16 protein-coding genes are annotated in these 13,159 nt (G+C 39.5%); 10 read left to right on the top strand and 6 right to left on the bottom strand.

The annotated features are described in order from the left end of the window. Window positions 1-4: 4 nt before the first annotated feature. A complete protein-coding gene (locus ACLBWE_RS09825; RefSeq protein WP_003654696.1) occupies window positions 5-490 on the bottom strand; it encodes an RNA pyrophosphohydrolase in 486 nt (161 codons plus the stop codon). A gap of 182 nt (window positions 491-672) precedes the next feature. Here ACLBWE_RS09825 and ACLBWE_RS09820 point away from each other — a divergent pair, with 182 nt between their 5' ends. The 4 genes from ACLBWE_RS09820 to ACLBWE_RS09805 all read left to right on the top strand — a co-directional run bounded on the left by ACLBWE_RS09820 (window position 673) and on the right by ACLBWE_RS09805 (window position 4,139). Beyond that, complete coding sequence (locus ACLBWE_RS09820) at window positions 673-1,323, top strand: HAD family hydrolase (protein WP_017391334.1); 651 nt, start codon at window positions 673-675, stop codon at window positions 1,321-1,323. A 198-nt stretch (window positions 1,324-1,521) separates the two neighbouring features. Next, a complete protein-coding gene (locus tag ACLBWE_RS09815) occupies window positions 1,522-2,961 on the top strand; it encodes a DUF2252 domain-containing protein (RefSeq protein ID WP_447602589.1) in 1,440 nt (479 codons plus the stop codon). Between the two features lie 54 nt (window positions 2,962-3,015). After that, entirely contained in the window at window positions 3,016-3,759 is a 744-nt protein-coding gene (locus ACLBWE_RS09810) for a sporulation protein (RefSeq protein ID WP_447602587.1), read from the top strand. A gap of 128 nt (window positions 3,760-3,887) precedes the next feature. Then, window positions 3,888-4,139 carry a hypothetical protein gene (locus ACLBWE_RS09805; RefSeq protein ID WP_005037049.1) on the top strand — a complete coding sequence of 84 codons (252 nt, stop codon included), beginning with the start codon at window positions 3,888-3,890 and terminating at the stop codon, window positions 4,137-4,139. A gap of 8 nt (window positions 4,140-4,147) precedes the next feature. On the opposite strand, the gene ACLBWE_RS09800 is transcribed toward ACLBWE_RS09805, so the two are convergent. Both ACLBWE_RS09800 and ACLBWE_RS09795 read right to left on the bottom strand, forming a co-directional pair. Then, window positions 4,148-5,008, bottom strand: a complete 861-nt coding sequence (locus ACLBWE_RS09800; RefSeq protein WP_004640979.1) for a LysR family transcriptional regulator — start codon at window positions 5,006-5,008, stop codon at window positions 4,148-4,150. A gap of 115 nt (window positions 5,009-5,123) precedes the next feature. Then, entirely contained in the window at window positions 5,124-5,378 is a 255-nt protein-coding gene (locus tag ACLBWE_RS09795) for a DUF2061 domain-containing protein (RefSeq protein WP_003654707.1), read from the bottom strand. 237 nt (window positions 5,379-5,615) lie between these two features. On the opposite strand from ACLBWE_RS09795, the gene leuC reads away from it, so the two are divergent. The 4 genes from leuC (at window position 5,616) to leuB (ending at window position 9,516) form a co-directional block, all read left to right on the top strand. Continuing rightward, entirely contained in the window at window positions 5,616-7,034 is a 1,419-nt protein-coding gene (leuC, locus tag ACLBWE_RS09790; RefSeq protein ID WP_447602584.1) for a 3-isopropylmalate dehydratase large subunit, read from the top strand. An 18-nt stretch (window positions 7,035-7,052) separates the two neighbouring features. Beyond that, complete coding sequence (gene leuD, locus ACLBWE_RS09785; protein WP_447602582.1) at window positions 7,053-7,700, top strand: 3-isopropylmalate dehydratase small subunit; 648 nt, start codon at window positions 7,053-7,055, stop codon at window positions 7,698-7,700. 112 nt (window positions 7,701-7,812) lie between these two features. After that, window positions 7,813-8,403, top strand: a complete 591-nt coding sequence (locus ACLBWE_RS09780) for a hypothetical protein (protein ID WP_003654712.1) — start codon at window positions 7,813-7,815, stop codon at window positions 8,401-8,403. A 33-nt stretch (window positions 8,404-8,436) separates the two neighbouring features. After that, on the top strand, window positions 8,437-9,516 hold the full coding sequence (gene leuB, locus ACLBWE_RS09775; RefSeq protein ID WP_447602579.1) for a 3-isopropylmalate dehydrogenase: 1,080 nt from the start codon (window positions 8,437-8,439) through the stop codon (window positions 9,514-9,516). Between the two features lie 53 nt (window positions 9,517-9,569). Here leuB and ACLBWE_RS09770 read toward each other — a convergent pair whose 3' ends face one another. Further along, a complete protein-coding gene (locus ACLBWE_RS09770; protein ID WP_045434880.1) occupies window positions 9,570-9,977 on the bottom strand; it encodes a hypothetical protein in 408 nt (135 codons plus the stop codon). 173 nt (window positions 9,978-10,150) lie between these two features. On the opposite strand from ACLBWE_RS09770, the gene ACLBWE_RS09765 reads away from it, so the two are divergent. After that, complete coding sequence (locus ACLBWE_RS09765) at window positions 10,151-10,522, top strand: lysozyme inhibitor LprI family protein (protein WP_447602577.1); 372 nt, start codon at window positions 10,151-10,153, stop codon at window positions 10,520-10,522. Between the two features lie 51 nt (window positions 10,523-10,573). Here ACLBWE_RS09765 and infA read toward each other — a convergent pair whose 3' ends face one another. Continuing rightward, window positions 10,574-10,795: a translation initiation factor IF-1 gene (gene infA / locus ACLBWE_RS09760; RefSeq protein WP_001284370.1), complete on the bottom strand. Its 222-nt coding sequence runs from the start codon at window positions 10,793-10,795 to the stop codon at window positions 10,574-10,576. 262 nt (window positions 10,796-11,057) lie between these two features. Here infA and ACLBWE_RS09755 point away from each other — a divergent pair, with 262 nt between their 5' ends. Beyond that, window positions 11,058-12,068 (top strand): AraC family transcriptional regulator, encoded by a 1,011-nt coding sequence (locus ACLBWE_RS09755; RefSeq protein WP_151743532.1) that lies wholly within the window; start codon window positions 11,058-11,060, stop codon window positions 12,066-12,068. A 293-nt stretch (window positions 12,069-12,361) separates the two neighbouring features. Here the strand turns inward: ACLBWE_RS09755 and truA are convergent, their stop codons facing one another. Further along, window positions 12,362-13,159: a tRNA pseudouridine(38-40) synthase TruA gene (gene truA, locus ACLBWE_RS09750; RefSeq protein WP_447602574.1), complete on the bottom strand. Its 798-nt coding sequence runs from the start codon at window positions 13,157-13,159 to the stop codon at window positions 12,362-12,364.

Here is a 13,159-nt window from a genome sequence, read left to right as displayed (position 1 = left end):
ATTTTTAGGGTAATTGTTGCATCGGCAACTGTGTACACAACTCCACCATGGCTTTGCGATAAACATCACGCTTGAAGTTCACCACTTGTCCAAGAGGATACCAATAGCTAACCCACTGCCATTCATCGAATTCGGGTGGGTCAGAGAGGTCTAACTGAATATTTCTTGCATGCGCAGTCAATTTCAGTAAAAACCATTTTTGTTTCTGTCCGATACATACGGGGTCAGAGTCTGACCGAATGTACCTATGTGGCAAACGATAACGCAGCCATCCTTTGGTTTGCGCAATAATCTGGACATGTTCGGGCAATAAGCCGATTTCTTCTCTCAGTTCTCGAAAAAGTGCCTGTTCAGGGGTTTCTCCAAACTGAATGCCTCCTTGTGGAAATTGCCAAGCATTGTGACCAATGCGCTTTGCCCATAAAACCTGTCCATCATCGTTTGCCAAAATGATCCCGACATTCGGTCGGAAACCTTCTGAATCGATCATTTGGCTACCTAAATATTGTCTATATCGTTGACTTTAATCGCGGGGACAAACACTTTTTTATGTCCAGCTCGAAAAGATCAAAGTAAAATGTTTAAATTGCTACGATCTTAACGAATTTCTATCGACTAGCGGAGATAGATTTACATTTTTTTTCTTAAATTTCAGTTTAAACGAGAATTTTCATGAAACTGGCGTTGTTTGATTTAGACCATACCTTGTTAAATACGGATTCAGACCACTCATGGGGTGAATTTTTAGTCAATGAAGGTTTGGTTGATCCGGTTCATCATCGTCAGATGAATGATAAATTTTATGAAGATTACAAAGCAGGGCAACTTGACCCCTATGCTTATAATGAATTTGTCTTTGGATTTTTAACAAAGCACGACAATAACTACTTAACTGAGCTTCACCAATTGTTCATGCAAAAAGTTATCCGTCCACAAATGCGTCCAAAAGGTTTTGATGCAATCAAAAAGCATCAGGACCTTGGACATACAATTGTTGGGATTACGGCAACAAGTGATTTTATTACTGCGCCAATTTTCCGTGAATTTGGCATTACCGAAATTTTGGCAACGAATGCTGAAGTTGCAGATGGGAAATATACAGGTAAAGTTGCGGGTTTGGCATGTTATCAAAAAGGTAAACTTGCACGTCTCGACGACTGGTTGGCTGGACGCAGTGTATCTGAATCTTGGGCATATTCAGACTCAATCAACGATCGCTTTTTGCTTGAATATGCGACCCATGCGATTGCTGTAAATCCTGATGATCGCCTTGAAAAGCTGGCCCAAGAAAATCGCTGGGAAATTCAAGACTGGTCGATTTAAGATTGTGGAGTTGGAAGAGTAGCTTGCAAAGCTTTGAGGTCTTCCAACTCTTAATTAATTATATTTAAAAATCATTTTTTGAATGTTTTTTATCGATCTTGTTCCAAAAGTAGACATGAGTATGTCTAATAAAAAATAAATTTTATCTTGGTAAAGGTTTAAGAATATAAAAAATTCTAATTTAAAAATGAGGGAATAATGCCAAAAACGCCACAAATTAAATTACCAAAACAACTTTGGAATGATGAAAGTATTGATTTAACACGTCATAGCTATCAGGGGAAATTACTTAATAAAAGCGAAGGCTTCAAATTAGGTAAGGCTCAACGTAAAAAAGTTCCGAGAGAACAGCTGTCAGAGCTTTCTGAGCGACCAAAAGGTATAACTGCTTTAACAATCTATGATTGGAGTAACCAAGGTCGTTTAGAACAGCTCAAACCGATTCGTGCAAAACGAATGAGCATTTCACCTTTTACATTTTATCGTGGTATGCCTTCTTTGATGCTATTTGATCAAGCTTGGGAGCAGGTAAATTCAGGTTTATTTCAACAGATTTGTGGCGATTGTCATTTAAGTAATTTTGGTGGGTTTGCTAGCCCAGAGCGTAATCTATTGTTTGGAATCAATGATTTTGATGAGACTTTGGTTGCCCCATTTGAATGGGATTTAAAGCGTTTAGCAACCAGTTTTGTGATTGCGGCTCGTGATATTGATCTTGCAGATAAAGTGGGTTTAAAAGCAATTAAAACGATGTTGAATAGTTATCGTCAGCACTTATTAGAAAATACGAAACTTTCGCCTCTACAAGTTTGGTATGAAAAAGTTGATGCCAGTACTTTATTAGAAAACACTGAATGCCGAAAACTGAGAAAGAAACGCGCGAAGCATCTTGATTCAGCACAAAAGAGAAATGCATATTCTGTTTTACCGAAGCTTACACAGCAAGATCAAGATACAGGATTTCGCCATTTTGTGGATGATGCGCCGTTATTATGGCATCCAAAGGCAGATGAACCGTTCAGTAAAGATGTTGATGCTTTCTTTCAGCAATATCGTGATTCTTTGAAATATGATCGCCAAGTACTTTTTGATCGTTATCAACGGGCTGATGTGGCTTTGAAAGTGGTTGGTGTCGGAAGTGTGGGTACGCGATCCGCGATTGCATTATTTCAGGATGCAGATCGGGAACCGTTAATTTTACAAATGAAAGAAGCGAATCCATCGATTCTTAGTCCGTTATTTGTAGAAAAAGTAAAACATGAAGGCGAGCGCGTGATACATGGCCAGCAACTTATGCAAGCTGCCAGTGACATCTTCCTTGGATTCTCTTCAACCCCCAATCAGCATTTTCATGTACGTCAGTTACGTGATATGAAAATCTCGGTTGATCTTAGTGATATGGATGATGAGTATTTCAATGAGTATGCTGAAAGTTGTGGTTTGGCTTTAGCTCATGCCCATGCTAAGTCTGGAAATGCTGATGTACTTATGGGATATCTTGGGGAGGGCAGTACGATCGTAGAAGTATTGCAAAGGTATGCAGAGGAGTATGCAGAGCGCAATCTAAATGACTATCAGCAATTTATGAATGAAGTTGCAGAGGGCAAGATTCAGCTTGCTGGAGATGATGCGCTTTAAGAATAAGTATGCTGCTACAGATGACATAAAATAATTCGAAAGGTTAGAGAAAAAATGTTTAATAAAATTATGTCTGGTTTGGGTCTTCAAGGCGTAACGGTAGAAACCGTTTTACACAATCCAAACTTGCAAGCAGGCGAGACACTGCATGGGGAAATTAACTTCAAGGGGGGATCATCTGATAAAGAGATTAATGGTCTTTATTTGAAGTTGATGACAATGGCAGAAGTTGAATCTGGTGACCATGAGTTTAATCAACCTTTAGTCTTACAAGAGTGGTTAGTGAATTCTCGATTTTTATTGCCAGCACATCAAGCTCACTCTTTCCCTTTCAGTATTCAATTACCCTTTGAGACACCGATTACCGAAGTCGCTTGTCGAAGAAATGGTACACGTGTTTGGATTCAAACTCATATGGATGTTGATTGGGGATTAGATGCAACTGATCGTGATTATCTAAAAGTGCTGCCAACTCCCGCTATGCAAATGTTTTTACAGGCCATGCAGCGATGTAGCTTTATTTTATCAACAGTGGATGTAGAAAAAGGTCAACTTACTGCACGAAATTTTAGATCAACAATTGGTTGTTACCAAGAACTTGAATTTGTCTCTTCACATATGTTTAGTGGGTTTAATGAGGTTGAAGTTTCTTTCGTGGCTGAACCTAATCAAACTCACGTTATGCTTGAAGTTGACCGTCATTTTCGATCAGATCAACTCTTAACGATGACTATTCCACATCATATGCTTGATGAAAACCAAATTGTGCAACAAATTCGAAGCCTATTGCAGCTTTGATAAATTAAATTATGCGCATCAAATGAGAGTTTTTTATCAACTTGAAAAGAGCCTTATATTTAAATCGCTTTTGCTGTATTGAGAGTAAGGGCGATTTAAATCGGTCCTGATGATGTGTGGAGGATATGATGGATAATCAGAATGAGACCGAAGAAAAGAAGACCCGTAAAGGTAATCTTCTTGAAGAGTTTGGTGGGCAACTGATTGACGGTTTCATCACACTCATTGGTGAGCTCTTCATTTACATTATTTTTTTATTATTTTCAGGTACTTTACTCGGTATTATCTTTGCCGCTATTTTCTTTGGTTGGGGCGTATTATTTTTACTATTACCTTTTGCTGTTCTGGTTTATATCCTTTTTAAAAAATATAGTCGCTAATCATTCAACTACTCTTGCATCATTTTAATCAGTTCCTGCATAGCTCTGGATTGAGTGCGCGCAGGATGCCATACCATGCCTAATTGGCGATTCATTTTTACATCTAAATCAAGCTGCTGCATATCCTGATTCAACAGAGTTTTTGGTAAAACTGACCAACCTAAACCAATAGATACCAGCATACGAATAGACTCAAGCGGGTTGTTGCTCATGGTGATTTTTGGTTTAAGCCCTTGTTTTTCAAACTCGGCTAAAGTGATTTGAGCAGTGTAAGTTTGTGCAGCAGGTAACAAGCTCGGATATTCAATTAAATCTTGTAAGGTCAGATTCTTTTTTTGTGCCAATGGATGAAAAGGGGCAGCAACAAAAACTAAAGGATCATTCCAGATGGTAATGTAGTTAAGGCGCTCATCACCTGAAGGGGGAAGTGTTAAAAATGCTAACTCTAAATCACCGGCAAGCACTTTTTCATGCGCTTGCTCTGAGTCAACAAAATGCACATCTAAAGTGACTTGCGGAAATTGCTGAACAAAGTGTTTAAGGGGCGCGGGTAAATGATGCAAACCAATGTGGTGACTGGTTCCAATTTTTAAACGACCTTGTACCTGATTTTGCTCATGGCTTAGGGTGTGATGGATGTCTCCAAGCTCATTTAGCCAGTTTTTAACTTTGGGTAATAATGAATGCGCAGCATGAGTTGCTTGAACGCCTCGGCCTGCGGACTCAAATAGTTTGACACCAAAATATTCTTCTAAGCTGTGAATCCGTTTGGTTACAGCAGGTTGAGTAATAAATAATTGATCTGCTGCCACAGAGATAGACCCTGTTTCCATAACTTTTACAAAAGCTTCAAAGGCTGCAAGATTCATAATACAACTCAACTTGGAATAGAAAAATCGAGGGGCTAAAGTTGCCAAGCCAAAATCGTATCATGCTTGCAGCAAAACGAGTTAGAAAGTTATGAATTACCGCACTAATCTTAGCCTAAGCCGTTGTCTCTTTCTCAGCTAAGGCTGAAATGCGGCGGTCTTTAGCTGCCCATACTTTTTCATGAAAGAAAAAAGCAAATGCTTGTACGGTTGGCTCAAGCATACTTAAGGTTAAAGCCATCCATATATTACCTGTTACAAAGTATGCAACTATCATCGCTACGCTAATATGCATAATGTAATAGCTGAAGGTTTTCTTTAAGGTACGTTGATTATTTACAACGAATTTTTGAATATTAGCCATGATCATTCTCTTTAGCCACTTTAGATATTTTTAGTATAGAGATGAGAGTATAAGATTAAAAATTGATTATGCAAATGATAATCATTAACAAAAACGATTTATTAAATTTGATGTGTATAGAAGGGATTATGATTAATTCCAAAAAGTTTTCTAATTTATAAAAATGATAAATTAGATTTATGTGAAACTCTGGCTATAATCGAAGAAAGATTAGAATTACCCAGTCCAATGGAGCAAGACGACATGGCAGGCAAAACTTTATATGACAAATTGTGGGATGACCACGTTGTTTCACAGCGTGATGATGGCTCATGTTTACTTTATATTGACCGTCATTTATTGCATGAAGTGACTAGTCCACAAGCATTTGAAGGTTTGCAACTTGCGGGTCGTCAACCATGGCGTTTAAGTGCAAACGTTGCTACACCAGACCATAACGTTCCAACATCTAAAAAGGAACGTGAGCAAGGCATCGCGGGTATTGAAGATGATACGTCTCGTATTCAGGTTCAAACCTTAGATGACAATTGTAAAGCCTTTAATATTGTTGAATTTAATATTAATGATATCCGTCAGGGTATTGTGCATGTCGTTGGACCTGAACAGGGCTTAACTTTACCGGGCATGACCGTAGTGTGTGGTGATTCACATACAGCAACACACGGTGCTTTTGGTTGTTTAGCACATGGTATTGGAACTTCTGAAGTTGAACATGTGTTAGCAACACAATGTTTGATTCAGAAAAAATCTAAAAATATGTTAATCCGTGTAGATGGCATGTTAGGCAAAGGTGTGACACCAAAAGATGTGGTGTTGGCAATTATTGCTAAAATTGGTACCGCAGGTGGTACAGGTTACGCGATTGAATTTGGTGGTCAGGTGTTCCGTGATATGTCGATTGAAGGACGTATGACGGTATGTAACATGGCGATTGAAGCAGGTGCTCGTGTCGGCATGGTTGCTGTTGATGACAAAACCGTTGAATACGTGAAAGGCCGTAGCTATGCACCAAAAGGCGAGCAATGGGAACAAGCAGTTGCTTACTGGGACACTTTGCATTCAGAGGAAGATGCTGCCTTTGATGCTGTAGTTGAATTAAATGGCGCAGAGATTGAACCACAAGTGTCTTGGGGAACTTCACCTGAGATGGTTATTCCGGTAACTGAAGCTGTTCCAACATTAGAACAAGCTAAAGATGACGTTCAACGTAATGACTGGACGCGTGCTTATCAATATATGGGCTTAAATGCAGGTCAGGCATTAGCTGATATTCAACTTGACCGTGTCTTTATTGGTTCTTGTACTAACTCTCGTATTGAAGATATCCGTGCTGCGGCTGAAGTGGTTAAAGGCCGTAAAGTGGCATCTAGCATTAAGCAAGCCATGATTGTTCCGGGGTCAGGTTTAGTTAAACAACAGGCAGAGAAAGAAGGCTTAGATAAAATCTTCTTGGAAGCTGGTTTTGAATGGCGTGAACCAGGTTGTTCAATGTGTTTAGCAATGAATGCAGATAAATTACAGCCAGGCGAACACTGTGCATCGACGTCTAACCGTAACTTTGAAGGTCGTCAAGGCAATGGTGGTCGCACTCACTTGGTGAGCCCAGCAATGGCGGCAGCGGCTGCAATCGCAGGTCACTTTGTTGATGTTCGTTCATTTTAATTCGGTCTGGAGCAAACCATGAAAGCTTATACAGTTGAACAAGGTATCGTTGCACCATTAGATCGTGCCAATGTTGATACAGATTTAATTATTCCAAAACAGTTTTTGAAATCAATCAAACGTACTGGTTTTGGCGATAACTTATTTGATGAACTTCGTTATTTAGATGAAGGCTATCCGGGACAAGATAGTTCAGTACGTCCAAAAAATCCGGATTTCGTTTTGAATCAACCACGTTATCAAGGAGCAAATGTTTTAATTGCTCGTACTAACTTCGGTTGTGGTTCAAGTCGTGAGCATGCACCTTGGGCATTAAATGAATACGGTTTTCGTACTGTTATTGCGCCAAGCTTTGCTGATATTTTCTTTAATAACTGTTTCAAAAATGGCATGTTACCTGTCATTTTGTCAGAAGAAATTGTTGATCAGTTATTTAAAGAATGTGCTGCCAATGAAGGATATCAATTAACAATTGATTTAGCTGCTCAAGAAGTGCGTACCCCAACAGGTGAAGCTTTTAAATTTGAAGTTGACCCATTTCGCAAGCATTGCTTGTTAAATGGCTTGGATGATATTGGTTTAACGCTTCAAAATGCGGATGCAATTCGCGCTTATGAAGAAAAAACTAAACAGGTTCGTCCTTGGGTATTCCAAGAGTTAAATTAACCTTTTGGTACATTTTAAACATAGCCATGGCGTAGTGTTCAAACTCTTGCTAACATGCTAAAGCATAAAAACACCTTAAAATTATGCACTAGATGAGGATTGGGCTTGAACAATGAAGAGGAACGTTACTCATAGCTTTTTGTTGAGCCTGTGCGCAATAACACTCAGTGCTTGTCAGAGCACGTACAATGTAGTGGATACTGTCCGTATTAAGCAGGCTGAACAAGAAAATTTGGGGCAGAATGCAGCAATATATTGTTCGGGTGCGAAGAGTTGTGAATTTGAACGACTAAACGATATTACTGTAGTGGATGCGCAAACACGACGAATTAGTAATCAGGCAATTCATCAAGGAATTGTACGGTTGCACGGTTCAGTGCTCGGCCAAACCAACAGTTTATATTTATCTGTGCCTGCGAAACAATATGAAGTGGTGATCCGTTTCTATCCGATTTCTCCAGATCGGGCGGAAACAATCCATGTGATTCACCAGTTTAATGCCAACCATCGCTATACATTTAAAATGTACCGAGACAAAACTAACCGTTCGGGTAGTTTGCTGAATGTTTCTGTACCAGATCCATTATGTGTCGACTTAGAGCAAGATGAGCGTGTTATTCGCCGTTTTTGTCGACCATTTGATGTAACAACAGGGCTAGGCGAGTTCCTTGAACAGAAAAAACTAACACCGCGGTCGTCATAACACTGCTTGTTTTTTGGAAAATGGAAAAAGTTCATGTCTAAACAGATTTTAATTTTAGCTGGTGATGGTATTGGTCCCGAAATTGTTGGGGCAGCAGAAAAAGTATTAAATACAGTAAATGAAAAATTTAATTTATCGTTGACTTGGGAACATGGCCTATTGGGTGGTGCGGCAATTGATGCACATGGCGAACCGTATCCAGCTGTAACGAGTGAACAGGCAAAAAAAGCTGATGCAATTTTACTGGGTGCAGTAGGCGGACCAAAATGGGATGCGATTGAGCGTTCTATCCGTCCTGAACGTGGTCTTTTAAAAATTCGTAGTGAACTCAACTTGTTTGCTAACTTGCGTCCAGCCATTCTTTATCCGCAATTGGCAGATGCTTCTAGCTTAAAACCTGAAATTGTTGCTGGTTTAGATATTCTGATTGTTCGTGAGCTTACTGGCGGTATCTATTTCGGTCAGCCACGTGGTATTCGTGAACTCGAAAACGGCGAAAAACAAGGCTATAACACTGACGTTTATTCTGAAAGTGAAATTAAGCGCATTGCAAAAGTTGCTTTTGAACTTGCAGGTTTGCGTGGTGGTAAAGTCTGTTCAGTCGATAAAGCGAACGTTTTAGAAGTAACAGAACTTTGGAAGCAAACAGTTACTGATTTGCAGCAAGCGAGTTATTCAAACATTCAGCTTTCACATATGTATGTAGATAATGCTGCAATGCAGCTTGTACGTGCACCAAAACAGTTTGACGTGATCGTAACCGGTAACTTGTTTGGCGATATTTTATCTGATGAAGCGGCAATGCTTACAGGCTCAATTGGCATGTTGCCATCAGCTTCTTTAGATGAAAATGGCAAAGGTATGTATGAGCCTTGCCATGGTTCTGCACCTGACATTGCGGGTCAAAATGTTGCCAATCCATTAGCAACTATTCTTTCTGTTGCAATGATGCTTCGTTATACATTCCGTGAAGAAGCTGCTGCAAAAGCAATTGAAGATGCTGTAGGGCAAGTACTTGATCAAGGCTTACGTACAGCAGATATTATGTCTGAAGGTATGAAAAAAGTGGGGACAGCCGAGATGGGTGAGGCAGTTGTAGCTGCTCTTGCTTAAAAGCTTCTTATAAAAAAACGCAGCTCAACGCTGCGTTTTTTTATGCCTATGTTTTAGCAGGCTTTACCTTCATATTGAATAGACTCGGCAATATCATTTTTAAGCTGGAAAATAACTTTGCAGTTGAAATTCACATCGTAAGAATTGCCACCCAGATTACCTGACTGTATAGCGACAGAATTACCTCTCATATCGACATTAGTCACCATCGGGATTGGGATGTTTAATGGACGTAAAATCGTATAGATGAGTTGATTGGGTGTTTTCTGTGGAGCATTAGCGACTTGAAAACCAAGACTACGTAGATTGATATCTTGTCGAATGGTCGCAGAAGATTTACCTAGAAAGCTCTTTAAATACTCTTGTAAATCTATAGATTGGCGTGGATGGCTAGTGCAACCGTTCACATTCATTATGATCAAACAAAGTAGGCCAATTTTACATCGGGTATCTATATTCATTTTTATCTCAATAAAAAATTATATTTATTATTAAAGAACAATAGGTTGGATTTGAATACTTGTAAAGTAAAAAAGGAAGATTATGATAAATGAAAGGTGAACCTACCTTTAGACTTATCCTTACATTCAAACCGTTCTAATAATAATTTTGTAGAAAACGAAGGGAAAATACGATGAGAAAAATTGCTTTTGCATTTTTATGTAGTTTAGGAATGACTGTCGTCTATGCAGATAACTGTGATAGTGCCCGCAATACTTATGATGATATTTACTGTACAAATAAAATCTATGCGAGTGCTGATGTAGATCTGAATAAGAATTATCAAGCATTGCGAGTAAAGTTAAATAGCGCGCAAAAAAATATTCTTAAGAAATCTCAGCTTGCATGGATACGTCAACGTGATGCTGAGTGTACAGATTCAAATAGAAATAGTGTAGACGTGCAATGCCGTTTACAGACAACGCAGGAAAGAAACCATTGGCTGCAAGAAAGATTGCGTGAATGCCAAACGGTGGGATGTAAAACCAGTCGCTTAAGTGAATAAACAACGCAATAAAAAAGCCACATCATGAAGTGGCTTTTTTGCATTCACTAATTAGCGAGCACGGTACGTGATACGACCTTTAGTGAGGTCATATGGAGTCATTTCGACTTTTACACTGTCGCCAGTAAGAATACGAATATAGTGTTTACGCATTTTACCAGAAATGTGTGCAATAACTTCGTGACCGTTTTCAAGACGTACACGGAACATCGTATTAGGAAGCGTTTCGGTGACAACGCCTTCGAACTCAATGAGTTCCTCTTTATTGGCCATAGCCTACCTGATGATCAAATTGGAAAGGCGCAAATTATAGTCAATTTATTTAAAAAAAACAAGATAGACATACTTCTACTCAAGCATCTGGTTAAAGTATGACTAATAAAAAAGATGTAATTTTTTTCACAAAAGAAGTTTAATTCTGTTGTCAGTTTGGTCAATCAACGCTAATCTAAAATCATAGTTATTAGGGACTGTTAATTGCGTAAAAGTCAACGGCCCTAAATATCAATGAAGTATCTACATGGAAGGGCACTGCGTGGGTCAGCTAACAGATGCATCAGTTGTATTACGCTTTGGCTATCAAGCGATTCGTCGTGCGGGATTGCCAACAGAAGAAATATTAACCAAAGCGGGAGTTGCTTTAAATCAGGTTGATACGAATGCACGTACACCGTTAAGTGCACAGTATGCCTTTTGGACTGCCGCTCAGGAAGTCAGTAAAGATCCAGATATCGGACTGCATTTGGGTGAACATTTGCCTTTATATCGTGGTCAGGTCATTGAACATCTATTTATTAGTAGTGAAACTTTTGGTGAGGGCCTAAAGCGGGCTTTGGCTTATCAGCGACTCATTAGTGATGCCTTTGATGCAAAACTAGTGATTGAAGAAGGGCGCTGTTATTTAACCAATGGCGAGCAGATCGGTGCTGATAATCTTGTTAATCGGCATTTCTCTGAATGTGCAATTTCGGGAATACTTAGATTTTTTAAATTTATTACCGAAGGGCAATTTCATCCGATCTTTATCGATTTTAACTTCAGCGAAGGAGCAGCTGAGGATGAATATTTCCGCGTATATGGCTGTCCGGTTAGTTTAGGTCAAAAAGAAACACGTTTATATTTTGATCCCGCTATTCTAGATTTTCAGCTTTGGCAAGCAGAGCCTGAGTTATTGCAATTGCATGAGCAGCTTGCGATTGAAAAACTACAAGAATTAGCGCGTTATGATCTAGTGGGTGAAGTTCGTAGAGCAATTGGTTCAACGCTGGAAAGTGGAGAAACAACCTTGGAAACAGTTGCTGCTCAGTTGAATATTACCCCACGTCGCTTACGCACTCAGCTAAGTGAGGCGAATACCAGTTTTCAGCAAATACTTTCTGACTATCGTTGCCGTTTAGCTAAAAAACTTTTGGCAAATACCAACGAGAGTGTTGAGCGTATTGTGTATTTAACTGGCTTTTCTGAACCGAGTACTTTCTATCGCGCATTTAAGCGTTGGACGAATGAGACACCGGTTGAATACCGGAAACGTAAACAGCATCGTTAATTTATTCTATGTCATGACGGAGTCGTGCCATTGAGGCTTTAATAACTGGATTGGCCTTCAGCTAGAGTTACTTTTCTTTCGGGATGAAGAGCGTAAGCTCTGCAAGAGCAAAAGCTTGTGACATGGTAAAGAGTAATCATTCTTACCGTGTCACAAGGTGAAAAATTTATCGAACTACGCACTTCGTTTGTCTTGCACTGTGGTTAAAGTGCACTTTAACCTTGTTCAGGTTGCGTATGACTTTGTCAAGTATCTTATTTAATACTTAATTTGGATACTGAGTTTTAAATGTTTTAATCTGGTAAATTAAGCCAATGTGGCCCAAGTGGCGGCTGAGGCAAATCAAACTGCTCAGGATAATTACACTGTATAAAATAAAGACCATCTGGTGGCGCAGTGACTCCTGCCGCTTTACGATCTTGTGCAGCAAACATTGCATCGATATGATCAATTTCATACATACCTTGACCAATTTCGAGTAAACATCCAACAATATTACGCACCATATGGTGTAAAAAACCATCTGCCTGAATATCTAAAACCAAATAGCGTCCATGTTCAAATAAACGGCAATGTTTTACATGTCGAACAGGCTGATTTGATTGGCACGCTGCCGCACGGAAGCTTTCAAAGTTATGAGTACCTTCAAATTTACTTGCTGCTTCAATCATCTTTTTCACATTTAACTGTTGGTAAATGTGAGTAACCTGTTTATGCAATAGTGCAGGGCGATGAGGCGTGTTATATATAATATAGCGGTAACGTCGAGCAGTCGCTTTAAAACGGGCATGAAAACTTTCATCCATCAGTTTAATCCACTGAATGGAAATATCTTTAGGTAGTTGGCTGTTTGCCCCTCTTAACCACCCTGTTTCTGGGCGAATTGCATGCGTATCGAAGTGTGCCACCATATTTGTCGCATGTACTCCTGCATCGGTACGACCAGCACCATGAAGTGCTATAGGCTCATTTGCGACTTTGCTAAGCACACGTTCAATGGTTTCTTGTACGCTGGCAACGCCTGGCTGTTGTGTTTGCCAACCTCGATATTGAACTCCGCTAAATTCAATACCGACTGCATAACGTTGCAT

Source organism: Acinetobacter sp. M5A5_2a, from assembly GCF_053345265.1.
This window is presented reverse-complemented; position numbering and strand designations above follow the sequence as displayed.

Coding starts and splice junctions, on each gene's coding strand:
- ACLBWE_RS09825 (WP_003654696.1), bottom strand. CDS start 490: ATGATCGATTCAGAAGGTTTCCGACCGAATGTCGGGATCATTTTGGCA.
- ACLBWE_RS09820 (WP_017391334.1), top strand. CDS start 673: ATGAAACTGGCGTTGTTTGATTTAGACCATACCTTGTTAAATACGGAT.
- ACLBWE_RS09815 (WP_447602589.1), top strand. CDS start 1,522: ATGCCAAAAACGCCACAAATTAAATTACCAAAACAACTTTGGAATGAT.
- ACLBWE_RS09810 (WP_447602587.1), top strand. CDS start 3,016: ATGTTTAATAAAATTATGTCTGGTTTGGGTCTTCAAGGCGTAACGGTA.
- ACLBWE_RS09805 (WP_005037049.1), top strand. CDS start 3,888: ATGGATAATCAGAATGAGACCGAAGAAAAGAAGACCCGTAAAGGTAAT.
- ACLBWE_RS09800 (WP_004640979.1), bottom strand. CDS start 5,008: ATGAATCTTGCAGCCTTTGAAGCTTTTGTAAAAGTTATGGAAACAGGG.
- ACLBWE_RS09795 (WP_003654707.1), bottom strand. CDS start 5,378: ATGATCATGGCTAATATTCAAAAATTCGTTGTAAATAATCAACGTACC.
- leuC (WP_447602584.1), top strand. CDS start 5,616: ATGGCAGGCAAAACTTTATATGACAAATTGTGGGATGACCACGTTGTT.
- leuD (WP_447602582.1), top strand. CDS start 7,053: ATGAAAGCTTATACAGTTGAACAAGGTATCGTTGCACCATTAGATCGT.
- ACLBWE_RS09780 (WP_003654712.1), top strand. CDS start 7,813: ATGAAGAGGAACGTTACTCATAGCTTTTTGTTGAGCCTGTGCGCAATA.
- leuB (WP_447602579.1), top strand. CDS start 8,437: ATGTCTAAACAGATTTTAATTTTAGCTGGTGATGGTATTGGTCCCGAA.
- ACLBWE_RS09770 (WP_045434880.1), bottom strand. CDS start 9,977: ATGAATATAGATACCCGATGTAAAATTGGCCTACTTTGTTTGATCATA.
- ACLBWE_RS09765 (WP_447602577.1), top strand. CDS start 10,151: ATGAGAAAAATTGCTTTTGCATTTTTATGTAGTTTAGGAATGACTGTC.
- infA (WP_001284370.1), bottom strand. CDS start 10,795: ATGGCCAATAAAGAGGAACTCATTGAGTTCGAAGGCGTTGTCACCGAA.
- truA (WP_447602574.1), bottom strand. CDS start 13,159: ATGCAACGTTATGCAGTCGGTATTGAATTTAGCGGAGTTCAATATCGA.